Below are 23,928 nucleotides of genomic sequence, written 5' to 3' on the forward strand. Positions count from 1 at the left end.
CGGCCACACCCACTTCATCGAAACCAGCCCCCCCCCCGGCCGCCCCCCCCTCCGGTTGGTCCAACCCGCCGCCGGGGCGGGGCCCTCCCGTCCGCATCCCACGCAACGCGGACGTCGGGGGTGGGCCCACGCCTCAGGCGGTCCGCCGCAGCAGCGCCAGGTACATCGCGTCCGTCCCGTGCAGGTGCGGCCACAGCTGCACGTCCGGACCGTCGCCGAGCGCCGGGACACCGGGCAGCAGCGGCCGCGCGTCGATCCACTCGACCCGGCCGCCCTCCCCGCGCAGCACGTCGTCGACGACCGCCCGGGTCTCCGCGAGGTGCGGCGAGCAGGTCGCGTAGCCGACCACCCCGCCGATCCGGGTGGCCTCGATCGCCGAGCGCAGCAGGTCCCGCTGGAGCGGGCCGAAGGCGGCGACGTCGGCCGGCCGGCGGCGCCAGCGCGCCTCCGGACGGCGGCGCAGTGCGCCCAGACCGGAGCACGGCACGTCGACCAGGACGCGGTCGAAGCCGCCGGAGCGCCAGGCCGGGCGGGTCCCGTCGGCCGCGATCACCGTGTACGGCCCGGGGTTGCCCTCCAGGGCCCGCGCCACCAGCCGGGCCCGGTGCGGCTGCTTCTCGCTGGCGACCAGCCCGGCGCCCCGCTCCGCGGCGAGCGCGCCGAGCAGTGCGGCCTTGCCGCCGGGGCCGGCACAGCCGTCCAGCCAGAGCCGGTCCGGGCCCTCCAGCGGCGCGGCGGCCAGCGCCAGCGCGACCAGCTGGCTGCCCTCGTCCTGCACACCGGCCCGGTTCTCCCGGACGGCGTCCAGCGCGCCCGGGTCGCCGCCCTCGGCGAGCCGCAGCGCGAACGGGGACCAGCGCCCGGGCTGGGCCTCCGGCAGCACGTCGGCCAGTTCACCGACGGTGGCCCGGCCGGGCCGGGCGACCAGGGTGACCTCGGGCCGCTCGTTGTCGGCCCGCAGCAGTTCCTCGATCGCGGTGCGCCCGGAGGCGTCCGGCTGCCAGCGGCCGAGCGAGTCCCAGAGCGCGGAGACCACCCAGCGCGGGTGCGAGTGCACGACCGCCAGGTGGTCCTCGGCGTCCTTGTCGTACGAGGGCGCGACCCGCTCGATCCAGGCGTCCAGGTCGTGCGCGCTGATCCGGCGCAGCACGGCGTTGACGAACTTGGCCTTGCCGTCGCCGAGCACCACCCGGGCCAGCTCGACGGTCGCCGAGACGGCCGCGTGGCTGGGGATGCGGGTGGTGAGCAGCTGGTGGGCGCCGAGCGAGAGCACGTCGAGGACCGGCGGGTCGACCTTGCTCAGCGGCCGGTCGATGCAGGCCGCGATGACCGCGTCGTAGGTGCCCTGCAGCCGCAGGGTGCCGTAGACGAGTTCGGTGGCGAGGGCGGCGTCGCGCCGGTCCATGCCCTTCTGCTCCGCCTCGCGGAGCAGGGAGGGCAGGATCAGGTTGGCGTACGCGTCCCGCTCGTCGACGGCGCGCAGCGCCCGGAACGCGACGATCCGGGCCGGGTCCTTCTTGGGACGGCGGTGCGGGCGGGGCGCCCGCTTGGCGCCGGACGTGCCGGACGTGCCGGGGGTACTGGGGGTGCTCACAGAAACCTCAAAGTGCTGCGATGGTTATCGGAAGATCTTGAACGAACCGAATGAATCGAACAAACCGAACGGCTCGCACGGCTCGCACGGCTCGCACGGCTCGAACGAACAGTAACGCCAAACCCGACGGTCAGCCCTCGGAGCCGTCCCCCCGGGCCCCGAACCGCTCCCCCGCCTCCAGCCGCGCCCCGCGCGCCCAGTCGGCCGCCCGCATCTCCTTCTTGCCCTGCGGACGCACCTCCCCCAGCTCGATGTCGTGCGACCCGGTCCCGACCCGCACGCTGTTCTTGCCCGCCATCGCGACCTCGCCCGGCGCCAGCTCGGCCGCCTCCGGCAGCAGCTTGACCGGCCCGGTGACCTTCAGCCGCTCGCCCCGGAACTCCGTCCACGCCCCCGGTGCCGGCGCGCAGCCACGCACCACCCGGTCGATCCGAAGTGCCGGGTGGCTCCAGTCGATCCGGGCGTCCTCGACGGTGATCTTCGGCGCGAGCGTGACGCCCTCGGCCGGCTGCGGCACGGCGTGCAGCGAGCCGTCCGCGATGCCGTCCATGGTGGCGGCGAGCAGCCGGGCGCCGGAGAACGACAGCCGGGTGAGCAGTTCACCGCTGGTGTCGGCCGGGCGGATCTCCTCGGTGATCACGCCGTAGACCGGGCCGGAGTCCAGGCCCTGCTCGATCAGGAAGGTGGAGGCGCCGGTCACCTCGTCACCGGCGAGCACCGAGTGCTGGACCGGGGCCGCACCGCGCCAGGCGGGCAGCAGCGAGAAGTGCAGGTTGACCCAGCCGTGCTTGGGGATCTCCAGGGTGCCGGGCCGCAGCAGCGCGCCGTAGGCGACCACCGGGCAGCAGTCGGGGGCGAGTTCGGTGAGCCGGGCGACGAAGTCCGGGTCGCTGGGCTTCGCCGGCTTGAGGACCTCGATCCCGGCCTCCTCGGCGCGCTGGGCGACGGGGCTGGCGACCAGCTTGCGCCCGCGCCCGGCGGGGGCGTCGGGGCGGGTGACCACCGCGACGACCTCGTGGCGGTCGGAGGCGATCAGCGCGTCCAGGGCGGGAACGGCGACCTCGGGGGTGCCGGCGAAGACGAGACGCATCAAGTGCCTTTCTGTATACGGAAATCGAGGAACGGGCTCAGCGAGGAACGGGCTCAGCGCGGGGCGAACTCGGCGCGGGGCGAACTCAGCGCGGGGCGAACTCAGCGCGCCGAGCCGAAGGTGCTGTGCGGCGAGACCTTGACGACGGGCGCCGGTCCGGTGCCCCAGTCGGTCTCCCGGATGGCCTTCAGCGCGGCCTTGCGCTGCTCCCGGTCGAGCCGGTCGATGAAGATGATGCCGTCCAGGTGGTCGGTCTCGTGCTGGATGCACCGGGCGAGCAGCTGGGTGCCCTCCAGCGTGACCGGGTCGCCGTACATGTTGAAGCCCTTGGCCACCACGCCGTACGCGCGCCTGGTGTCGTAGCGCAGTCCGGGCAGCGACAGGCAGCCCTCCGGGCCCTCCTGCTCGTCCTCGCTGAGTGACAGGTCCGGGTTGATCAGGTGCCCGGTGACGCCGTCCACGTGGTACGTGAACACCCTTAGCGAGACGCCGAGTTGGGGCGCGGCCAGGCCGGCGCCGGGGGCATCGAGCATGGTGTCGGTGAGATCGGAGACCAGGTTGCGCAGTTCCTTGTCGAAGGTGGTCACCGGCTGGGCGGTGGCCCGCAGGACGGGGTCTCCGAAGAGACGGATCGGCTGGATCGCCACGGGGTACGGGCTCCTGTCCGGGGTGGGCGCGGGCTACGGGCAACGACTGGTTCCCCGCAAGTCTATGCAACCCGCCCGGGCGCCCCGACGGGCCGTCCGCGGACGCCCGCATCGGCTACTGGCATATCCCGAACCTGCCGAGCCGCGTTACCCCGGCCCCCGCTTCGGCGTTGGTCAAGAGAGATTGACCGGGGCCGGGCGCACGGGACACCGCGCTCCGGCCGAGCTGAACCGTACGGAAGGTGGCACGTAGGCCATGGCTGAGCAGATCAACCACGACGCCCGGGCACGGGCGAGCCTGCACCTGCTGGTGCGGGACATCGAGCGGGTGAGGCGCCAGGTCGACGCGCTGCGGACGCTCACCGCCCAGCTGGGCAACGTCTACCGACCGCGCCGTCCGAGCACCTCGGCCGGCTTCGTGGTGTACGGACGGGCTCCGGCGCCGACGGTGCGCCTGGCGCAGGAGCTGCGGGAGAGCGTGGAGACCCTGGTGGCGGCGGCGGTCGAGTTCGACCGGGCGCTGGGCTTCTCCTGGGACTCGGTGGGCTCCGCCCTCGGGGTCACCAAGCAGGCGGTGCACCGCCGCTACGGCATGCGCCGCCCGACCAGCGAGCTCCTCGCCGCCAGCGGCGCCGTCCCGGGCCCCACCCGCCCGGACCGCTCCGAGGAGCTCCCCGCCCCCGCCGAACGCGGCGGCCTGGCCGCCACCGTTCCCGCGGCCCGCCAGGGCGGCCTCGACCGCTCCAGCCTGGAGCGCAACGCCCACGACCGCACCCCCATCGACCGCGACCGCACGCCCGCCGAACGCCCCCAGACCGGCATCCCCCTCCGCGGCTGACCAGCCCCGCCACACCCGGGCCGCCCGGGGCGGGGTGGCCCACTCACCCCGCCCCGGCCCGCCCCCAGCGCCCCAGCCCCGAGCCCCGCCGCTACCCGATGTCCGTCGGATCCACCCGCACCCGCACCGGCTCAGCCGTCCGCAGCGCGATCCGCGCGATCTGCGCCGCCTTGAGCGCCGCCGCCAGCGCGGTCCCCTGCCCGGGCGCCACCCGCAGCAGCGCCCGCTCCTGTTCCTCCCCGCGCAGGGCGGGCACCGGCACCGGTCCGAGCACGTCGGCGCCCTCCGGCAGCCGGATCAGGTTCAGCAGGTCGGCGACGGCGGCCGGGCTCCCGCTCACCGCGGCCATCCGCGACACCGGCGGGAAGTGCAGCTGCGCCCGTTCGTCCCGCTCCAGCCCGGCGTGCCCCAGCGGGTCCCAGCGCACCAGCGCCTGCACCGGCCGGGCCGACGGCTCGGCGACCACGACGACCGTCCCGCCCTCCGTCGAGGGCCGGGCGAGCGCGGCCGCCGCCAGCCAGAGCCGCAGGGTCTCCTCCCCGGCCCGCAGGTCGGGCCGGCTGAGCAGTGCCCAGCCGTCGAGCAGCAGCACCGCGCCGTACCCGGTGCCGCCCTCGACCAACGGCTCCGCCCCGGGGGTGGAGATCACCAACGAGGGCTCGTCCGGCACGGTGTCCAGCACCGCGTCCCGCCCCGAGGTCCGGACCGGGATCCGCGGGAACGCCTTGCCCAGCTCCTCCGCGGTGCGCCGGGCGCCGATCACCTGGGCCCGTAGCCGGAAGGAGCCGCACTCGGGGCAGTGCCAGTCGTTCTCGGCCTCCCCGCACCAGCTGCAGCTCAGCCCGGCGTCCGCGGCGGGCGCCTCCAGCGGCCCCTCGCAGCGTCGGCAGCGGGCGGGGGTGCGGCAGCGTCCGCAGGCCAGCCGGGGCACGTAGCCGCGCCGGGGCACCTGGATGAGCACCGGGTGCCCGGCCGCCAGCGACTCCCGGGCGGCCTCCCAGGCGATCGAGGGCAGCCGGGCGGCCTGGGCGGCGGCGTCCCGGTGCTGGTCCTGGTCGGTGACGGTGCGTACCCGGGGCGCGACCTGCCGGACCATCTCCCGGTCGGCGACCAGCGGCCGCGCCCAACCGGTGCTGACCAGCTGGGCGCCCTCGACGGTCACCGCGTGCCCGCCGAGCAGGACGGCCGCACCCTCCTCGGCGGCGCGCAGCAGCGCGACCTCGCGCACGTGCGGGTGGGGGGCGCGCGGGTCGCTGTGGCTGCCGTCGCCGTCGGACCAGACCACCACCAGCCCGAGGTCGCGCACCGGCGCGAACATGGTGGCCCTGGTGCCGATCGCGGCGTGCACCGAGCCGCGGCTGACCGCGAGCCAGCGCCGGTAGCGCTCGCGCGGGCCGAGTTCGGCCTCCAGCGCCATGTGCATCCCCGGTCCGAGCAGCTCGGTCAGCGCCTGGTCGACCCGGGCCACCGACCGCCGGTCCGGCAGCACCACGAGCGCGCCGCGCCCGCCGGCCAGCGTGGCCGCGACCGCCCGGGCGATTTCGTACGGCCAGCCGGGCCCGGGCAGGGCGGCCCACACGGCGCGCGGCGATCCGCCGCCCGCCAGCGCGGCGAGGAGGTCGGGCCCGGCCGGGTAGCGCTGCCAGCCGCCGGGGGCAGGGACCGGCGGGCGCGGCAGCGGCGGTGGGGAGGGTTCGGCCTCGGCCTTGGCGTGCCGGGGCGGCACGGCGAGCTGCAGCACGTCGGCAAGCGTGCCGGCGTACCGGTCGGCGACGGTGCGGCAGAGCCGGAGCAGTTGCGGGGTGAGCACCGGTTCGGGCGAGAGCACCTGGGCGAGCGGGGCGAGCGGGCCGGCGAAGTCGCTCTTCTCCAGCCGGGCGACGATGAACCCGTCATGGAGTTCCCCGCCCTCGCGCTGCCCCCTGACCACCCGCGCCCCGAAGCGCACCCGCACCCGGACGCCCGGCTGGGCCTCCTCGGCCATGGCGGCCGGCACCTCGTAGTCGAAGAGCTTGTCGATGGTGAGCACGCCCTTGTCCACCACGACCCGGGCCACCGGCAGGTGCTCGGCCCGCTTGGCCCCGTGCCACGTCCGGGGCTTGGCCCGCTTGACCGTCTCCCGGATGAACGCCAGCTGCTCCGGCTCGGCGGCCCCGTTCTCCCCTGTGCTGCTCATCGCTCCCAACTACTACCAGGTCACACCGACACCGCGCACAAAGCCACCGCGCACAAAGCCACCCCGCACAAAGCCACCGCGCACAGACCCCCCCCGCAGAGAAGCCGCCGCGCACAAAACGGCGCGGCGCCCACCCCGAGCCGGGGCGGGCGCCGCTGCACGGAGCGCGCGTCAGTCCTGGACGGCAGCCTTCAGCTGCTCCACCCGGTCGGTGCGCTCCCAGGTGAAGTCCGGCAGCTCCCGGCCGAAGTGGCCGTACGCGGCGGTCTGGGAGTAGATCGGCCGCAGCAGGTCCAGGTCACGGATGATCGCGGCCGGGCGGAGGTCGAAGACCTCGGAGACGGCCCTCTGGATCGAGAGGACCGGCACGGTCTCGGTTCCGAAGGTCTCCACGAACAGGCCGACCGGCTCGGCCTTGCCGATCGCGTACGCGACCTGCACCTCGGCGCGGCTGGCGAGGCCGGCGGCGACGATGTTCTTCGCCACCCAGCGCATCGCGTACGCGGCCGAGCGGTCCACCTTGGACGGGTCCTTGCCGGAGAAGGCGCCGCCACCGTGGCGGGCCATGCCGCCGTAGGTGTCGATGATGATCTTGCGGCCGGTGAGGCCGGCGTCGCCCATCGGGCCGCCGATCTCGAAGCGGCCGGTCGGGTTGACCAGCAGGCGGTAACCGTCGGTGGTCAGCTTGATGCCCTGGTCGGCCAGCGCCTTCAGCTCCGGCTCCACGACGAACTCGCGGATGTCCGGGGTGAGCAGCGACTCCAGGTCGATGTCACTGGCGTGCTGGGTGGAGACGACCACGGTGTCGAGGCGGACGGCCTTGTCGCCGTCGTACTCGATGGTGACCTGGGTCTTGCCGTCGGGGCGCAGGTACGGGATGGTCCCGTTCTTGCGCACCTCGGTGAGGCGGCGGGAGAGGCGGTGCGCCAGGGTGATCGGCAGCGGCATCAGCTCGGGCGTCTCGTCGGACGCGTAGCCGAACATCAGCCCCTGGTCGCCGGCCCCCTGCTTGTCCAGGTCATCCTCGTCGCCCTCGACCCGGGCCTCGTACGCGGTGTCGACACCCTGCGCGATGTCGGGCGACTGGGCACCGATGGACACCGACACGCCGCAGGAGGCGCCGTCGAAGCCCTTCTTGGAGCTGTCGTAGCCGATCTCCAGGATCTTGTCCCGGACGAGCTGGGCGATCGGCGCGTACGCCTTGGTGGTCACCTCGCCGGCCACGTGCACCTGGCCGGTGGTGATGAGCGTCTCCACGGCGACCCGGGAGGTCGGGTCCTCCCGCAGGAGAGCGTCAAGGATGGTGTCGCTGATCTGGTCAGCGATCTTGTCGGGGTGTCCCTCGGTCACGGATTCCGAGGTGAACAGGCGGCGAGACACAGCGCTCCCTGGGGTTGCAGCGGCTGCTGACTGAAGGCCCCCGGCGAGACCGGGGACATCCGGAAAGACTTGATTCCTGGATTCTAACGGTCTGCTTCCGTCGAACGTCACCCGCTTCCGGAAATCAAGACCGTTCTCCAGCGGGACCCGATCAGTTCCGACCCGGTTCCATCCGCTTTGCGACCAGGTCCCAGACGACGTCCGCGAGCGCCTCCTTGGGCCCGACCGGTACGGGGGTCTCACTGCCGTCCGCCCCCAGCACCACGGCCTCGTTGACGTCCTGCCCGAAGGCCTTTCCGTTGCCCACCTCGTTGACGACCAACAGGTCGCAGCCCTTGCGGGCGAGCTTGGCGCGGCCGTTCGCGAGCACGTCGTCGGTCTCCGCCGCGAAACCCACCACCAGTTGGCCCGAACGGGGCCGGTGCCCCGACAGCTCGGCCAGCACGTCGGGGTTGCGGACCAGCGCGACCGGCGCCGGCTCGACCCCCTCGACCTTCTTGATCTTGCCGGTCGCGTACTCGGCGGGCCGGAAGTCCGCCACCGCGGCGGCCATCACCACGGCGTCCGCGTCCGCGGCCGCCTTCAGCGCCGCCTCGCGCAGCTCCAGCGCGGTCGAGGCGTGCACCACGTCCACCCCGGCCGGGTCGGGCAGCTCGGCGTTGGCCGAGACGAGGGTCACCCGCGCCCCGCGCGCCGCGGCGGTCACGGCGAGCGCGTAGCCCTGCTTGCCGGAGGATCGGTTGCCGAGGAAGCGCACCGGGTCCAGCGGCTCCCGGGTGCCGCCGGCCGAGACCACCACGTGCCGGCCGGCCAGGTCGGTGGGCACCGCCCCGCCGCGGCGCAGCACGGCCCGGCAGGCCTCGAAGATCGCGCCGGGCTCGGGCAGCCGCCCCTTGCCGGTGTCCTTGCCGGTGAGCCGCCCGACGGCCGGCTCCAGCACGATCACACCGCGTCGCCGCAGGGTGGCGACGTTCTCCCGGGTGGCCGGGTGCTCCCACATCTCGGTGTGCATGGCGGGCGCCAGGACGACCGGGCAACGGGCGGTGAGCAGGGTGTTGGTCAGCAGGTCGTCGGCGAGCCCGTGGGCGGCCTTGGCGATCAGGTCGGCGGTGGCGGGGGCGACCACCACCAGGTCGGCCTGCTGCCCGATCCGCACGTGCGGCACCTCGTGCACGCGCTCCCAGGTCTCGGTGGCGGCCGGGCGGCCGGACAGCGCGGCCCAGGTGGCCTCGCCGACGAAGTGCAGCGCCGCCGCGGTCGGCACCACGGTGACCTGATGGCCGGACTCGGTGAACCGGCGCAGCAGCTCGCACGCCTTGTAGGCGGCGATCCCGCCGCTGACGCCCAGAGCCACCCGGGGAGCGTCCACACTCGCGTTCATCTACCGGCCTTTCTCCGCATCGGGAACCCGCCCACCCTACGGCCCCTCAGCCACCCCCCACACCGTGGCCCGGCCCACAACCGGCGACCCCGCCGAAAACGCCGGAGGGCCCGGCGGAGTGATTCCGCCCGGCCCTCCGGGAAACATACGGGGCTGCCTCAGGCAGCGCCCTCGATCGCCTCGGCGGTCAGCATGCCCGCGTTGATCTCGCGCAGCGCGATCGACAGCGGCTTCTCGTGCACGTGGGTGTCGACCAGCGGGCCGACGTACTCCAGCAGGCCCTCGCCGAGCTGGGAGTAGTAAGCGTTGATCTGGCGCGCGCGCTTGGCGGCGTAGATCACGAGGCTGTACTTCGAGTCGGTGGCCTCAAGCAGCTCGTCGATCGGCGGGTTGATGATGCCCTCGGGCGCGGTCATGGAAGAGGACACGCGAAAACCTTCCGAAAGGGTGGAAAAGACTGACAGGTCAGGCTACACCGAGCAAGGCTAGCAGTTCGGCCGCTACCTGCTCGACGGAGGTGTTGACAAGGGTGGTGTCGAACTCGGCCTCGGCCGCGAGCTCGACCTTGGCCGCCTCCAGCCGCCGCGCGATCACGTCCTGCGCCTCGGTGCCCCGGCCGGTCAGCCGGCGGACCAGCTCGTCCCAGCTCGGCGGCGCCAGGAAGACCAGCTGGGCCTCCGGCATCGACTCGCGCACCTGGCGGGCGCCCTGCAGGTCGATCTCCAGCAGGACGGGCTCGCCGCGCTCCAGCTTCTCCAGCACGGCCGCACGGGGGGTGCCGTAGCGGTTGCCCGCGAACTCGGCCCATTCCAGCAACTCGCCGTTGGCGATCAGCTTGTCGAACTCGTCGTTGTCGACGAAGTGGTACTGGACACCGTTCTTCTCGCCGGGCCTCGGGTGCCGGGTGGTGGCCGACACCGAGAGCCAGACCTCGGGGTGCATCTTCCTCATATGAGCGACGACCGTGCTCTTGCCGACCCCCGAGGGGCCGGAGAGCACGGTCAGCCGCGGACGCTCACTCATGCACCGATTATCCCGGATCGCGGACGATCCCGGGACCACGGGGGCACGGTCAGGCGGCGCCACCGCCGAACTCCCGCTCCAGGGAGGCGATCTGGTTCGTTCCGAGACCGCGGACACGGCGGCTCTCGCTGATGCCGAGGCGCTCCATGATCTGCTTGGCGCGAACCTTGCCGACGCCCGGAAGGGACTCCAGCAGGGCCGACACCTTCATCTTGCCGATGACATCGTTGTCGTTCTTGCCGGCCTTGATCACCTCGTGCAGGGAGGCGCCGGAGTGCTTGAGCCGGTTCTTGACCTCGGCGCGCTCCCGGCGAGCCTCGGCGGCCTTGGCGAGCGCGGCGGTGCGCTGTTCAGGGGTAAGGGGCGGAAGAGCCACGCCGTTCACCTCAGGGTGTGGAAGGAAGGGATTGAGCTATGACTGGTTCGGTACTCAGGACACCGTCCGCAAGGGGAGCCCAATGGGGAACCACAGGGCCCTGACCTGCGGGAGCTGCGGGATTCGCAACTCGCCGATGACCTATCGCCGGACACTACCCGGATTGCGGCGCCGCGTCAGGAAAAGAACACGAAAAGTCCTGGTCAGCCAAGGCCGACCAGGACTTTCCAGGGCAAAATGACCGCGATTGCGAAACTTTGACGGGGTCGATGTGACGGCGCTCACGTCAACTCCGGTGCCGCCCCGCCGTCCTGCGGACACTGCGCACGGTCACCACCCGGCTACCGATCGGCTACCGGCCGGGCCGCCCGCGCTACTTGACGGCGTCCGCGAACTCGCCGACGAAGCGCTCCGCCGCCTCCCGCAGGGCCGGCACCGACGGCCCGTGCTTGAGCACGTCCCGGCTGACGCTCGGCACCACGTTGATCACCGAGGCGCCGAACACCCGCGGCAGGTCCGCCATGGTCGCGCCCTGGGCGCCGATCCCGGGGGCCAGCAGCGGGCCGTTGATGGCCAGGTCCACGCCGGCGTCGGCCAGCGTCGCGCCGACCACCGCACCGTAGGAGCCCAGCGGCGCGGCGTCCGCGTTCTCGGCCGCCAGCTGGCGCAGCACGGACGCGGCGACCGGCTCGCCGTCCGCACCGACCGCTCGCTGCACCTCGGCACCCTCCGGGTTGGAGGTGAGCGCCAGCGCGAACACCCCGCAGCCCTGCTCGCGGGCCAGGTCCAGGGCCGGGCGCAGCGAGCCGAAGCCCAGGTACGGGCTGACCGTGAGGGCGTCCGAGAACAGCGGGCTGCCGGGCGCCAGGAAGGCCTCCGCGTAGGCGGCCATGGTGGAGCCGATGTCGCCGCGCTTGGCGTCCATCAGGACCAGCGCACCGGCCGCGCGGGCCTCCTCGACGGTCCTCTCCAGCACCGCGACGCCCTTGCTGCCGAAGCGCTCGAAGAAGGCGGCCTGCGGCTTGAGCACGGCCACCCGGTCGGCCAGCGCCTCCACCACCGTGCGGCTGAAGGTCTCCAGCCCGGCGAGGTCGTCGCCGAGCCCCCAGGCGGAGAGCAGGGAGGCGTGGGGGTCGATGCCGACGCAGAGCTGGCCGCGGGTGTCGAGGGCTCGGCGCAGCCGGGCGCCGAACGGGGCGAGGGTCATGTCGTCCTTTCCGGATTCTGTACGGGATCCTGTACGGAGGTCACGAGCTGCGGACGGCGCTGCCGACGGCCGCCGCCAGGTTGCGGAAGCCCGCGGCGCGGACCCGGGCCGAGAGGCCCCGGTGGATCCGGCGGCACCAGAACGGCCCCTCGTAGATGAAGGCGCTGTAGCCCTGCACGAGGTCTGCGCCGTGGATGATCCGCTGCCAGGCGTCCTCGGCGGTCTCCACGCCGCCGACCGAGACCAGCGTCAGCCGGCCCCCGGTGCGGGCGCGCAGGCGCTGCAGCACCTCCAGGGCGCGGGCCTTCAGCGGGGCGCCGGACAGGCCGCCCATGCCGATCTCCTCGACCCGCTGCGGGTCGGCCCGCAGGCCCTCGCGGCCGATCGTGGTGTTGGTGGCGATGATGCCGTCCAGGCCGAGCTCCAGGGCCAGGTCGGCGACCCCGTCGATGTCCTCGTCGGCCAGGTCGGGGGCGATCTTGACCAGCAGCGGCACGTGGTGCGCGGTGGTGCGGTCGGCGGCCTCACGGACGGCGGCCAGCAGCGGGCGCAGGTGGTCGACGGCCTGGAGGTTGCGCAGTCCGGGGGTGTTCGGGGAGCTGACGTTGACCACCAGGTAGTCGGCGTACTTCGCCAGCCGCTCGGTCGACTTGACGTAGTCGGCGACGGCGTCGGCCTCCTCGACCACCTTGGTCTTGCCGATGTTGACGCCGATCACCGGGGTGGAGCTGGTGTGCGGACGGGCGGCCAGCCGGGCGGCGACCCGGGCCGAGCCCTGGTTGTTGAAGCCCATCCGGTTGATCAGCGCGCGGTCCTCGACCAGGCGGAACAGCCGGGGCGCCGGGTTGCCGGGCTGGGGCTCACCGGTGATGGTGCCGATCTCGACGTAGTCGAAGCCGAGCATCGCCAGGCCGTCGATGCCGACGCCGTTCTTGTCGAAGCCGGCCGCGAGCCCGAACGGACCGGGCAGGTCCAGGCCGAGGGCTCTGGTGTGCAGCGCCCGGTCGCGCGGGGCGAGCACCAGCCGCACCAGGGTGCGCAGTCCGGGCACCGAGGAGGCGAGCCGGATCCAGAAGAAGGCGAGGTGGTGGGCCTTCTCCGGGTCCATCTTCTTGAAGACGAGGTCGAACAGGAACTTGTACAAAGTGGGGTCAACTCCCGCAGCGGAAACCGTACTCGGGCATACGAGTGGGGGGCACCATTCCGTCTCCGGTGCCCCCCACTGCGGTGGTGCTACTTGCGACCGGCGTTGATCAGCTCGGCGTGCTCCTGGAGCGACATCACTCCGACCTCGTCGCGCAGCAGCGCGTCCATGCCCTGGACGGCCGCGCCCATCGCCTGGACGGTGGTCAGGCAGGGCACCCCGCGGGAGACCGCGGCGGTGCGGATCTCGTAGCCGTCGAGGCGGCCGCCGGTGCCGTACGGCGTGTTGATGATCAGGTCGACCTCGCCGTCGTGGATCAGCTGGACGATCGTCTTCTCACCGTTCGGGCCCTCGCCCTCGCTGTGCTTGCGCACCAGGGTGGACGGGATGCCGCCGCGGTGCAGCACCTCGGCGGTGCCGGCGGTGGCGAGCACCTCGAAGCCGAGGCCGACCAGCGCCCGGGCCGGGAAGACCAGGTTGCGCTTGTCCCGGTTGGCGACCGAGACGAAGACCTTGCCCTTGGTCGGCAGCGCGCCGTACGCGCCGGACTGCGCCTTGGCGTAGGCGGTGCCGAAGACCTTGTCGATGCCCATGACCTCACCGGTCGAGCGCATCTCCGGGCCGAGCACGGTGTCCACGCCGCGGCCGTGGATGTCGCGGAAGCGGCTCCACGGCATCACGGCCTCCTTGACCGCGATCGGGGCGTCGGCCGGCAGGGTGCCGCCGTCGCCCTCGGCCGGGAGCAGGCCCTCGGCGCGCAGCTCGGCGATGGTGGCGCCGAGCGAGATCCGGGCGGCGGCCTTGGCCAGCGGCACGGCGGTCGCCTTGGAGGTGAACGGGACGGTGCGGGAGGCGCGCGGGTTGGCCTCCAGCACGTAGAGGATGTCCCCGGCCAGCGCGAACTGGATGTTGATCAGGCCGCGGACGCCGACACCGCGCGCGATGGCCTCGGTGGAGGTGCGCAGGCGCTTGATGTCGTAGCCGCCCAGGGTGATCGGGGGCAGCGCGCAGGCGGAGTCGCCGGAGTGGATGCCGGCCTCCTCGATGTGCTCCATGACGCCGCCGAGGTAGAGCTCGGTGCCGTCGTAGAGCGCGTCGACGTCGATCTCCACCGCGTCGTCCAGGAAGCGGTCGATCAGCACCGGGTGCTCGGAGATCAGACCGGCGTGGCGCTCCAGGTAGGAGGCGAGCGAGGCCTCGTCGTAGACGATCTCCATGCCGCGGCCGCCGAGCACGTAGGACGGGCGGGCCAGGACGGGGTAGCCGATCTCGTCGGCGATCGCCTTGGCCTCCGCGAAGGAGAAGGCGGTGCCGTGCTTGGGGGCGGGCAGCCCGGCGTCGCGCAGCACGCGGCCGAAGGCGCCGCGCTCCTCGGCGAGGTCGATCGCCTCGGGCTGGGTGCCGACGATCGGCACGCCGTTGTCCTTGAGCGCCTGGGCCAGGCCCAGCGGGGTCTGGCCGCCGAGCTGGACGATCACGCCGGCCAGCGGTCCGGCCTGCCGCTCGGCGTGGACGATCTCCAGCACGTCCTCCAGGGTGAGCGGCTCGAAGTAGAGCCGGTCGGAGGTGTCGTAGTCGGTGGAGACGGTCTCCGGGTTGCAGTTGACCATGACGGTCTCGTACCCGGCGTCGGCGAGCGCGAAGGAGGCGTGCACGCAGGAGTAGTCGAACTCGATGCCCTGGCCGATGCGGTTGGGGCCCGAGCCGAGGATGATCACGGCGGGCTTGGTTCGCGGGGCGACCTCGCTCTCCTCGTCGTAGGACGAGTAGAAGTACGGGGTCTTGGCGGCGAACTCGGCGGCGCAGGTGTCGACGGTCTTGAACACCGGACGGATGCCGAGCGCGTGGCGCACCTCGCGGACGACGTCCGGGCGCAGGCCGCGGATCTCGCCGATCTGCTGGTCGGAGAAGCCGTGCCGCTTGGCGTGGCGCAGCAGCTCGGGGGTGAGCTCGGCGGCCTCGGCCAGCTCGCCGGCGATCTCGTCCAGCAGGAAGAGCTGGTCGACGAACCACGGGTCGATCTTCGTGTACTCGAAGACCTCCTCCGGGGTGGCGCCGGCCCGGATGGCGTCCATCACGGTGTTGATCCGGCCGTCGGTCGGCACGGTGGACTTGACCAGCAGCTCGGCCTTGTCGCCGAGGGGGCCGGTCCAGCTGAACTGGGAGCCCTTCTTCTCCAGCGAGCGCAGCGCCTTCTGCAGCGCCTCGGGGAAGTTGCGGCCCATGGCCATGGCCTCGCCGACGGACTTCATGGTGGTGGTCAGGGTCGCGTCGGCGCTCGGGAACTTCTCGAACGCGAACCGCGGGACCTTGACCACGACGTAGTCGAGGGTCGGCTCGAAGGAGGCCGGGGTCTGCTCGGTGATGTCGTTGGGGATCTCGTCCAGGGTGTAGCCGACGGCCAGCTTGGCGGCGATCTTGGCGATCGGGAAGCCGGTGGCCTTGGAGGCGAGCGCCGAGGAGCGGGAGACGCGCGGGTTCATCTCGATGACGATGACCCGGCCGTCGACGGGGTTGACGGCGAACTGGATGTTGCAGCCGCCGGTGTCGACGCCGACCTCGCGGATGACGGCGATGCCGATGTCGCGCAGGATCTGGTACTCGCGGTCGGTGAGGGTCATCGCCGGGGCGACGGTGATCGAGTCACCGGTGTGCACGCCCATCGGGTCGAAGTTCTCGATGGAGCAGACGACCACGACGTTGTCGTTCTTGTCGCGCATCAGCTCCAGCTCGTACTCCTTCCAGCCGAGGATGGACTCCTCCAGGAGCACCTCGGTGGTCGGCGAGAGGGCCAGGCCCTGGCCGGCGATGCGGCGCAGGTCCTCCTCGTTGTGGGCGAAGCCGGAGCCGGCGCCGCCCATGGTGAAGGAGGGGCGGACCACGACCGGGTAGCCGCCGAGGGTGTCGACGCCGGCCAGCACCTCGTCCATGGTGTGGCAGATGACCGAGCGGGCGGACTCGCCGTACCCGATCTTGGCCTTGACCGCCTCGACGACGCCCTTGAAGAGCTCGCGGTCCTCGCCCTTGTTGATCGCCTCGACGTCGGCGCCGATCAGCTCGACGCCGTACTTGTCCAGCGTGCCCGCACCGTGCAGCGAGATCGCGGTGTTGAGCGCGGTCTGGCCGCCCAGGGTCGGCAGCAGCGCGTCGGGGCGCTCCTTGGCGATGATCTTCTCGACGAACTCCGGGGTGATCGGCTCGACGTAGGTGGCGTCGGCGATCTCCGGGTCGGTCATGATCGTGGCCGGGTTGGAGTTGACCAGCACGACCCGCAGGCCTTCGGCCTTGAGGACGCGGCAGGCCTGGGTGCCCGAGTAGTCGAACTCGGCGGCCTGGCCGATGACGATCGGGCCGGAGCCGATCACCAGGACGGACTTGATGTCAGTGCGCTTAGGCACGCTGGCCCTCCATGAGCTTCACGAAGCGGTCGAACAGGTAGGCGGCGTCGTGCGGGCCGGCGGCCGCTTCGGGGTGGTACTGCACGCTGAAGGCGGGCACGTCGAGCGCCTGCAGGCCCTCGACCACGTCGTCGTTGAGGCAGACGTGGGAGACCTCGACCCGCCCGTAGGGGGTGTCGCTCACCTGGTCCAGCGGCGCGTTCACGGCGAAGCCGTGGTTGTGGGCGGTCACCTCGACCTTGCCGGTGGTGCGGTCCTGCACCGGCTGGTTGATGCCGCGGTGGCCGTACTTGAGCTTGTAGGTGCCGAACCCCAGGGCGCGGCCCAGGATCTGGTTGCCGAAGCAGATCCCGAAGAACGGGGTCTTCCGCTCCAGCACGCCCTGCGCGACGGCGACCTGGTGGTCGGCGGTGGCCGGGTCGCCCGGGCCGTTGGAGAAGAAGACGCCGTCCGGGTTGACGGCGTAGACCTCCTCCAGGGTGGAGTTGGCCGGCAGCACGTGGACCTCGATGCCGCGCTCGGCCATCCGCTGCGGGGTCATCGCCTTGATGCCGAGGTCCAGCGCGGCGACGGTGAAGCGCTTCGCACCGATCGCGGGCACGACGTACGGCTCGGTGGTGGCCACCTCGGCGCACAGGTCGGCGCCCTTCATCTCGGGCGACTGCTGCACCCGGGTGAGCAACTCGGCCGGGTCGGCCAGCGTCTCGCCGGAGAAGATGCCGCAGCGCATCGCGCCGCGCTCGCGCAGGTGGCGGGTCAGCGCGCGGGTGTCGATACCGCTGATGCCGACCACGCCCTGGCGGGCGAGCTCCTCGTCCAGCGAGCGGCGGGAACGCCAGTTGGACGCCACCCGGGCGGGGTCGCGCACCACGTAGCCGGCGACCCAGATCTGCTTGGACTCGTCGTCCTCGTCGTTCCAGCCGGTGTTGCCGATCTGCGGGGCGGTCATCACGACCACCTGGCGGTGGTACGACGGGTCGGTCAGGGTCTCCTGGTAGCCGGACATGCCGGTGTTGAAGACCGCCTCGCCGAAGGTCTCGCCGGTGGCGCCGTAGGCCTGGCCGCGGAAGGTCCGGCCGTCCTCCAGGACGAGCACGGCGGGGACGCGTTCCCGCCGTTGGCGCTGCGTGGTGGGGGCAGGTGCGGTCATTGCGCGGCCTCTTCCGTCTTCTTCGTCTTCGTAGTACGTGTTGCGAGCTGGGTGATCGCCTCGACCCAGGCGGTGTGCTCGTCGGGGTGGTCGGCCCGGAAGCCGGAGTCCAGCTCGGTGTCCTCGTGGGTCCAGGTGACCACCAGCAGCCCGGAGGGGACGACCTTGCCGGCGATCCCGGAGTCCGTCCGGGCGCCGGTGAGGTGCTCGGCCGGGATCCAGAAGTCCACGTCGCCGGGGCGCTGCACCAGCAGGCCGTCCTCGCCGAGGGTGAGGTCGACCCGGCTGCGGGTGCCCAGGCCGTGCGCGACGACCCGGTCGAGCCAGTTCCCGGCGGTGGTGGTGCCGTGGTACCGGCCGCTGGTCTCCAGGATGGTCCGCCCGGGGCGGGCCGGCACGGCGGGCAGCGGCGGGATCCCGGACTGCAGGGTGCGCCGCCAGTTCCAGCCCTGGCGCATCAGCCAGTAGACCAGGCCGATGATGATCAGCAGCCCGATCGACCAGCCGATGTAGCCGGGCCAGTCGGTGACCTTCGCCTGCTCCCTGGCGAGCGTGGCGTGGTCCATCACTTCAGCCCGCCCTGCTCGACCAGCTCACCGGCCAGCACGGTGGCGCGACCGCGCAGGAAGGTGGCGTGCACCCGTCCGGGCAGGTCCATGCCCTTGTAAGGGGTGTTGCGGCTGCGGGTCGCGAAGCTCTCGGGGTTCACGGCACCACGGTACGCGGGATCGAAGAGCACCAGGTTGGCGGGCTCACCCACCGAGATCGGCCGGCCCTGCCCGGTGAGACGGCCGATCCGGGCCGGGCGGTGCGACATCCGGTCCGCGACGCCCTCCCAGTTCAGCAGGCCGGTGTCGACCATGGTCTGCTGCACGACCGACAGCGCGGTCTCCAGCCCGACCATGCCCATCGCGGCCACGGCCCACTCGCAGTCCTTGTCCTCGGCCGGGTGCGGCGCGTGGTCGGTGGCGACGGCGTCGATGGTGCCGTCGGCGAGCGCCTTGCGCAGCGCCTGGACGTCCTCGGCGGTGCGCAGCGGCGGGTTCACCTTGTACACCGGGTCGTAGGAGCGGACCAGCTCGTCGGTGAGCAGCAGGTGGTGCGGGGTGACCTCGGCGGTGACGTCCCAGCCCTTGGACTTGGCCCAGCGGACGATCTCGACCGAGCCGGCCGTGGAGAGGTGGCAGACGTGCAGCCGGGAGCCGACGTGCGCGGCGAGCAGCACGTCGCGGGCGATGATCGACTCCTCGGCGACGGCCGGCCAGCCGCCCAGCCCGAGCTCCCCGGAGACCTGGCCCTCGTTCATCTGGGCGCCCTCGGTCAGCCGCGGCTCCTGGGCGTGCTGGGCGACGACACCGTCGAAGGCCTTGACGTACTCCAGGGCACGGCGCATCAGCACCGCGTCGTCCACGCACTTGCCGTCGTCGGAGAAGACCCGGACACCGGCCGCGGACTCGTGCATCGCGCCCAGCTCGGCGAGCTTCTTGCCCTCCAGGCCGACGGTGACGGCGCCGACCGGCTGCACGTCGCAGTAGCCGGCCTCCTGGCCGAGCCGCCAGACCTGCTCGACCACACCGGCGGTGTCGGCCACCGGGGTGGTGTTGGCCATCGCGTGGACGGCGGTGAAACCGCCCATCGCGGCGGCCTGGGTGCCGGTGAGCACGGTCTCGGCGTCCTCGCGGCCGGGCTCGCGCAGGTGGGTGTGCAGGTCGACCAGGCCGGGCAGGGCGATCATGCCGGTGGCGTCGATCTCGATGTCCGCCTCGACGGCCAGTCCGGTGCCGATCGCCTGGACGACGCCGTCGGCGAGGTGGAGGTCCTGCGGGGCGCCGCCCAGGATCTTGGCGTTGCGGATCAGGTAGCTGGTCACTGAGCGGTCTCCACGGAGTCGGTGCGGGGGGCGGCGGCGGTGTCGGTGGTGCCGTCGGCGAACACGGCGCCGCCGAGCAGCAGGTAGAGGACGGCCATCCGGACGGAGACGCCGTTGGCGACCTGCTCGACCACGGTGCAGCGCGGCGAGTCGGCGACCTCGGCGGTGATCTCCATGCCGCGGACCATCGGGCCGGGGTGCATCACGATGGCGTGCCCGGGCAGCTGGGCCATCCGGAGGCCGTTCATGCCGTAGCGGCGGCTGTACTCCCGCTCGGTCGGGAAGAACGCGGCGTTCATCCGCTCGCGCTGCACCCGCAGCATCATCAGGGCGTCGGTCTTGGGCAGCACCCGGTCCAGGTCGTAGCTGACCTCGCAGGGCCAGTTCTCGATGCCGATCGGCAGCAGGGTCGGCGGGGCGACGAAGGTCACCTGGGCACCGAGGGTGGTCAGCAGGTGCACGTTGGAGCGGGCGACCCGGCTGTGCAGGATGTCACCGACGATCGTGACCCGGCGGCCCGCGAGGTCGTTGCCCGGGCCGGCGTTGAGGTGGCGGCGCATGGTGAAGGCGTCGAGCAGCGCCTGGGTGGGGTGCTCGTGGGTGCCGTCACCGGCGTTGATCACACTGCCGTGCAGCCAGTCGGACTGGGCCAGCCGGGCCGGCGCGCCAGAGGCGTGGTGCCGGATGACGACCGCGTCGGCGCCCATCGCCTGCAGGGTCAGCGCGGTGTCCTTGAGGCTCTCGCCCTTGGAGACGGACGAGCCCTTGGCGGAGAAGTTGATGACGTCCGCGGACAGTCGCTTCTCGGCGGCCTCGAAGGAGGTCTTGGTGCGGGTTGAGTCCTCGAAGAAGAGGTTGACGACGGTGCGGCCGCGCAGCGTGGGCAGCTTCTTAACGGCCCGGCCGGAGAGCTGGGCCAGCTCCTCGGCGGTGTCCAGGATCAGCAGCGCGTCGTCGCGGCTGAGATCGGCGGCGGAGACGAGGTGGCGCTTCACGCGGGTTACTCCGGGAGGTGCGGTTCGGTGGGCTGGGAGGCCAGGGCCTGCGAGCTGCGGGCGGTGTGGTCGCGGTCGCCGACCAGGACGGCGTCCACGCCGTCGGTGTCGGCCAGGCGGACCTGCACGGCCTCGCGCAGCGAGGTGGGGAGGTTCTTGCCCACGTAGTCGGCCCTGATCGGCAGCTCACGGTGGCCGCGGTCGACCAGGACGGCGAGCTGCACGGCGCGCGGGCGGCCGATGTCGCTCAGCGCGTCGAGCGCGGCGCGGATGGTGCGGCCGGAGAACAGCACGTCGTCGACGAGGATGACGAGCTTGCCGTCGATGCCACCGGGCGGGATCTCGGTGTGCTCCAGGGCGCGGGCGGGCTTCAGCCGCAGGTCGTCCCGGTACATGGTGATGTCCAGGGTGCCCAGCGGGATCTCGCGCCCGGTGATCTGGGCCAGCCGGCCGTGCAGGCGGCGGGCGAGGTGGACGCCCCTGGTGTGGATGCCGAGCAGCACGACGTCCTCCGCGCCCTTGGCGCGCTCGACGATCTCGTGCGCTATCCGGGTGACGACCCGGGCGATGTCCGTGGCGTCCAGCACTTGGTGCGGCGGCCGCGGCGTCTGTTCCTGGTGTGTGGTCATGCCGAAGCGGACCTCCTTCCCCGCCTCACTGGACGGGCCTTAAAGGATGTCTGGGATTCCGCCCCCGCCGACCGGGCGTGGGCTTCGGGTCATCCTACCAGCGCGCCGGGAGGCAAATGGACCTCCATCATTCCGCTTCACCGGGTTCACGTACCAGATGCGCCGACGATGCGGGCCATTCGCACGAGTGCCCCATTCGGCTTGACGCAACTACCTTACTCTACGTAACCTCACAGTGAGTTACGAGACGGGCGTCGAACCCACCGGTAACGACGTCGGCGAATCGCCCGTGACCCACTACTGAACGCGAAGCAATCTCGTCCGGGGAGATCAATGTCCAGCGACTACGCGAAGCAGCTCGGAGGCAAGCTCCGAGCGATCCGCACTCAGCAGGGGCTCTCCCTGCACGGTGTCGAGGAGAAGTCCCAGGGGCGCTGGAAGGCAGTCGTCGTCGGCTCGTACGAGCGCGGCGACCGTGCGGTCACCGTGCAGCGGCTGGCCGAGCTCGCCGAGTTCTACGGCGTGCCGGTGCAGGAACTGCTGCCCGGCGGCACCCCCGGCGGCGCGGCAGAGCCGCCGCCGCGCCTGGTCCTCGACCTGGAGAGACTGACCCAGGTCCCGTCCGAAAAGGCCGGACCGCTGCAGCGTTACGCGGCGACCATCCAGAGCCAGCGCGGCGACTACAACGGCAAGGTCCTCTCGATCCGCCAGGACGATCTGCGCACTCTGGCCGTGATCTACGACCAGTCGCCGTCGATCCTCACCGAGCAGCTGATCTCCTGGGGCGTGCTCAACCCCGACGCGCGCCGCGCGGTGCGCGAGGAGGACGCGAGCTGACGCTCGCCGACCCGCCCTCGGCAGGTACCTCGCTACCGTGCACCGATGTCCTCGGTGGCGGCCAGCAGAAACGTCACGGCGCGGCCCCCGGTCACCGGGGGCCGCGCCGCGGTGTTTGCCGTGACCGCTACCGGACCTCGGCAGGACCTCAGGACCTCAGCAGACCGTCCCCAGGCTGTAGCCCGGCTGCGCCGCGACCCCGTCCAGCCGGACCGGGCGGGCGGCCGGCGCCCAGTCCGGCCCGCTGCTCGACCAGGCCCAGGCGGCCGGCAGGAAGCATTCGTCGGCGGCTCCGCCGCGGGCCCCGCCGGAGGCCGCTGAGCCCTGGGAGCCGTGGAGCACGGCGACCGCGGGCAGCTCCAGCGCCAGCCCGGCGCACAGCACCGCGCAGACCAGCTCCAGGTCCTCGTCGTTGATCCGCACCACGCCGTCCTCCCACTGCAGCACCCGGGCCGCCGCGGTCAGCCTGCCGCCCGGCGCGTCCACCCGCAGCCGCAGCTCGTACACCCCGGCGCCCGCTCCGACCAGCATCCGGCGGAACACCTCGCTCCCGCGCTGGTAGGCGGCGCGCACCCAGCGCGTGTGCTCCTCGTCCGTCTCCCCCGCGCCCCCGTACAGCCCGCCGTCGAGCAGCAGGTCGGTGTGGCAGAGCGTCAGCCCGTTCTCCCGGGCCCGGACCAGCCGCGGCACGAAGTCCCCGGCCAGTTCCTCGCCCTGATAGGCCAGCAGCTGGGTCTGCAACGGCAGGTTGACCAGGTAGCGGTCCCGGGCGGCCGGCTCGGCCGGGTCCAGTCCGTGCAGCAGGCAGAACTCCGCGAAGTCCTGCGGGTGGAACATCCGGGCCCGGACGGTCTCGAACCGCTCCAGCGCGTCGGCCAGCAGCTCTGCGGTGTCCGCCAGGTAGCGCTCGTAGTCGGGGGCGTCGCAGACCCCCCAGGCGCGGGCCCGGGCGAAGTCCGCGGCGCTGGTGAGCACCCCGATGACGAACGCCTGCTCGGTCCCCTCGGCCTGCCGCGGCCGGTGCGGCGCCCGCAGCGCGGGGCGCGGGCCGCCGGTGGTGCAGTCGGAGTTGCGGCGGGCGCGTCCCTTGCGGCTGGTCATCGGGGGCTCCTGGCGTCGGCGGGCGGGCGTCGGTCGGTGACGGTCAGCGGCGGGGCTCGCCGCTGACCGTGTTACTCCCCAGTTCCGCGCGCCACACACGTACGGCGTGTCACAGGAATGTAACCACCGGTAATAGCCGCGTTCTCCCGACCGTCAGGCCCCAGGACGGGCCCCGGGCAGGGCCTAGCGCGGCACCCTGGCCAACTGGCGGGACTGCGCGACCAGGCGGCCGGCCTCGTCCCAGATCTCGGCGTCCTCCTCGAAGTAGCCGCCGGCCATGTTGCGGGTGGAGTGGACCACCCGCAGCCAGCCCGGAGCGGGCTTGGCGCGCAGGTGGACGGTCAGCTCGACGGTCGGGGCCCAGCCGGGGAGACCGAGGTCGAAGGTGACCGGCGGAAGCGCGTCGGCGACCAGCAGGAGCAGCAGCGGGTCGGGCTCGCGGCCGTCGGCGAGCCGGAACCAGCCCTGGATCCGGCCGTTGCCGGAGGGCTGCCCGAGCGCCCAGCCCACGGTGGCCGGGTCGAGCCGCAGGTCGAAGCGCTCCAGCAGGGCGGCCTGCTCGACCAGTTGGCGGGGCGCGTGCTCGATGCCGATGCACTGGTCCGGCGGCGGCAGCTGCGGCGGGGTGGCGCTGGTGCGCACCTCGCCGTCGGCGGTGGCGAGGTCGCCGTGGCTGGCCACCACGCGCAGGCGTTCGACGCCGTCCTGGCTGAGCGAGGCGGTGCCGGTGGACAGGCCGCGGCCGGTGCGCAGCACCTCGGTGCGGACGGTGGCCGGGCCGGGGGTGGAGGCGGACAGGTAGTAACCACTGATCGACACCGGGTCCGGGTGCTGCCCGTGCTCCAGCGACAGCGCGTGTCCGGCCACGGCGAGCAGCAGCCCGCCGTTGACCCCACCGCCGATCTGCCAGCCGTCGCCGAGTTCGGCCTCGTAGCGGCCGGCCTCCTCGGGGTGTCTGGTCAGGGCGATGCCCCGGTCGAACTCGCTGCGGGTGGCGGTGGTCATGGGGCCTGCCCTTCGGTTCACGGACGCGGTCGCCGGCGGTTCCACCGGCGAAGTTACTGGTGAGTAGGACATCACACTACGCCCACC

At 72.7% G+C, this 23,928-nt stretch carries 21 protein-coding genes; 2 read left to right on the plus strand and 19 right to left on the minus strand.

What is annotated here, in order from left to right; all coding sequences use genetic code 11:
* Positions 1-133: 133 nt before the first annotated feature.
* The 3 genes from ACFWIS_RS33745 to def form a co-directional block, all read right to left on the minus strand.
* The gene (locus tag ACFWIS_RS33745; RefSeq protein ID WP_380458565.1) at positions 134-1,594 is read right to left on the minus strand and encodes an RsmB/NOP family class I SAM-dependent RNA methyltransferase; all 1,461 of its coding nucleotides are present in this window, start codon (positions 1,592-1,594) and stop codon (positions 134-136) included.
* A gap of 130 nt (positions 1,595-1,724) precedes the next feature.
* Positions 1,725-2,684, minus strand: a complete 960-nt coding sequence (fmt, locus tag ACFWIS_RS33750) for a methionyl-tRNA formyltransferase (protein ID WP_380458567.1) — start codon at positions 2,682-2,684, stop codon at positions 1,725-1,727.
* Between the two features lie 101 nt (positions 2,685-2,785).
* Positions 2,786-3,331 (minus strand): peptide deformylase, encoded by a 546-nt coding sequence (gene def, locus ACFWIS_RS33755; RefSeq protein ID WP_380458569.1) that lies wholly within the window; start codon positions 3,329-3,331, stop codon positions 2,786-2,788.
* Positions 3,332-3,587: 256 nt separating this feature from the next.
* On the opposite strand from def, the gene ACFWIS_RS33760 reads away from it, so the two are divergent.
* On the plus strand, positions 3,588-4,169 hold the full coding sequence (locus tag ACFWIS_RS33760; protein WP_380458571.1) for a hypothetical protein: 582 nt from the start codon (positions 3,588-3,590) through the stop codon (positions 4,167-4,169).
* Positions 4,170-4,260: 91 nt separating this feature from the next.
* Here ACFWIS_RS33760 and ACFWIS_RS33765 read toward each other — a convergent pair whose 3' ends face one another.
* The 14 genes from ACFWIS_RS33765 to pyrR form a co-directional block, all read right to left on the minus strand.
* Positions 4,261-6,345 (minus strand): primosomal protein N', encoded by a 2,085-nt coding sequence (locus ACFWIS_RS33765; RefSeq protein ID WP_380458573.1) that lies wholly within the window; start codon positions 6,343-6,345, stop codon positions 4,261-4,263.
* A 171-nt stretch (positions 6,346-6,516) separates the two neighbouring features.
* Positions 6,517-7,725 (minus strand): methionine adenosyltransferase, encoded by a 1,209-nt coding sequence (gene metK, locus ACFWIS_RS33770; protein ID WP_380458575.1) that lies wholly within the window; start codon positions 7,723-7,725, stop codon positions 6,517-6,519.
* A 151-nt stretch (positions 7,726-7,876) separates the two neighbouring features.
* Positions 7,877-9,106 (minus strand): bifunctional phosphopantothenoylcysteine decarboxylase/phosphopantothenate--cysteine ligase CoaBC, encoded by a 1,230-nt coding sequence (coaBC, locus tag ACFWIS_RS33775; protein WP_380524181.1) that lies wholly within the window; start codon positions 9,104-9,106, stop codon positions 7,877-7,879.
* A gap of 158 nt (positions 9,107-9,264) precedes the next feature.
* Positions 9,265-9,534, minus strand: a complete 270-nt coding sequence (gene rpoZ, locus ACFWIS_RS33780; protein WP_031072480.1) for a DNA-directed RNA polymerase subunit omega — start codon at positions 9,532-9,534, stop codon at positions 9,265-9,267.
* A gap of 37 nt (positions 9,535-9,571) precedes the next feature.
* On the minus strand, positions 9,572-10,129 hold the full coding sequence (gene gmk / locus ACFWIS_RS33785) for a guanylate kinase (RefSeq protein ID WP_380458579.1): 558 nt from the start codon (positions 10,127-10,129) through the stop codon (positions 9,572-9,574).
* Positions 10,130-10,178: 49 nt separating this feature from the next.
* Positions 10,179-10,505, minus strand: a complete 327-nt coding sequence (mihF, locus tag ACFWIS_RS33790) for an integration host factor, actinobacterial type (RefSeq protein WP_030290269.1) — start codon at positions 10,503-10,505, stop codon at positions 10,179-10,181.
* A 373-nt stretch (positions 10,506-10,878) separates the two neighbouring features.
* Positions 10,879-11,712: an orotidine-5'-phosphate decarboxylase gene (gene pyrF / locus ACFWIS_RS33795; RefSeq protein ID WP_380458581.1), complete on the minus strand. Its 834-nt coding sequence runs from the start codon at positions 11,710-11,712 to the stop codon at positions 10,879-10,881.
* A 40-nt stretch (positions 11,713-11,752) separates the two neighbouring features.
* On the minus strand, positions 11,753-12,856 hold the full coding sequence (locus ACFWIS_RS33800) for a quinone-dependent dihydroorotate dehydrogenase (RefSeq protein WP_380458583.1): 1,104 nt from the start codon (positions 12,854-12,856) through the stop codon (positions 11,753-11,755).
* An 89-nt stretch (positions 12,857-12,945) separates the two neighbouring features.
* Positions 12,946-16,254 carry a carbamoyl-phosphate synthase large subunit gene (gene carB, locus ACFWIS_RS33805; protein ID WP_380458585.1) on the minus strand — a complete coding sequence of 1,103 codons (3,309 nt, stop codon included), beginning with the start codon at positions 16,252-16,254 and terminating at the stop codon, positions 12,946-12,948.
* Entirely contained in the window at positions 16,247-17,404 is a 1,158-nt protein-coding gene (carA, locus tag ACFWIS_RS33810) for a glutamine-hydrolyzing carbamoyl-phosphate synthase small subunit (protein WP_380458587.1), read from the minus strand. The genes carB and carA overlap by 8 nt, the downstream gene beginning before the upstream one ends.
* Complete coding sequence (locus ACFWIS_RS33815) at positions 17,401-17,970, minus strand: hypothetical protein (RefSeq protein WP_380458589.1); 570 nt, start codon at positions 17,968-17,970, stop codon at positions 17,401-17,403. The genes carA and ACFWIS_RS33815 overlap by 4 nt, the downstream gene beginning before the upstream one ends.
* On the minus strand, positions 17,970-19,274 hold the full coding sequence (locus tag ACFWIS_RS33820; protein ID WP_380458591.1) for a dihydroorotase: 1,305 nt from the start codon (positions 19,272-19,274) through the stop codon (positions 17,970-17,972). Before ACFWIS_RS33820 ends, ACFWIS_RS33815 begins: the two co-directional genes overlap by 1 nt.
* A complete protein-coding gene (locus ACFWIS_RS33825; protein ID WP_380458593.1) occupies positions 19,271-20,269 on the minus strand; it encodes an aspartate carbamoyltransferase catalytic subunit in 999 nt (332 codons plus the stop codon). The genes ACFWIS_RS33820 and ACFWIS_RS33825 overlap by 4 nt, the downstream gene beginning before the upstream one ends.
* Before the next feature lie 5 nt (positions 20,270-20,274).
* Positions 20,275-20,898: a bifunctional pyr operon transcriptional regulator/uracil phosphoribosyltransferase PyrR gene (gene pyrR / locus ACFWIS_RS33830; protein WP_380458595.1), complete on the minus strand. Its 624-nt coding sequence runs from the start codon at positions 20,896-20,898 to the stop codon at positions 20,275-20,277.
* Positions 20,899-21,231: 333 nt separating this feature from the next.
* Here pyrR and ACFWIS_RS33835 point away from each other — a divergent pair, with 333 nt between their 5' ends.
* Positions 21,232-21,735, plus strand: coding sequence for a transcriptional regulator (locus ACFWIS_RS33835; RefSeq protein ID WP_030056198.1), 504 nt, complete (start codon positions 21,232-21,234; stop codon positions 21,733-21,735).
* 156 nt (positions 21,736-21,891) lie between these two features.
* On the opposite strand, the gene ACFWIS_RS33840 is transcribed toward ACFWIS_RS33835, so the two are convergent.
* Both ACFWIS_RS33840 and ACFWIS_RS33845 read right to left on the minus strand, forming a co-directional pair.
* Positions 21,892-22,836: a hypothetical protein gene (locus ACFWIS_RS33840; RefSeq protein ID WP_380458596.1), complete on the minus strand. Its 945-nt coding sequence runs from the start codon at positions 22,834-22,836 to the stop codon at positions 21,892-21,894.
* 183 nt (positions 22,837-23,019) lie between these two features.
* A complete protein-coding gene (locus tag ACFWIS_RS33845) occupies positions 23,020-23,841 on the minus strand; it encodes a thioesterase family protein (protein WP_380458598.1) in 822 nt (273 codons plus the stop codon).
* Between the last annotated feature and the right edge of the window lie 87 nt (positions 23,842-23,928).

The sequence above is a fragment of the Kitasatospora sp. NPDC127060 genome (assembly GCF_042724935.1).
Classification (GTDB): Bacteria; Actinomycetota; Actinomycetes; order Streptomycetales; family Streptomycetaceae; genus Kitasatospora.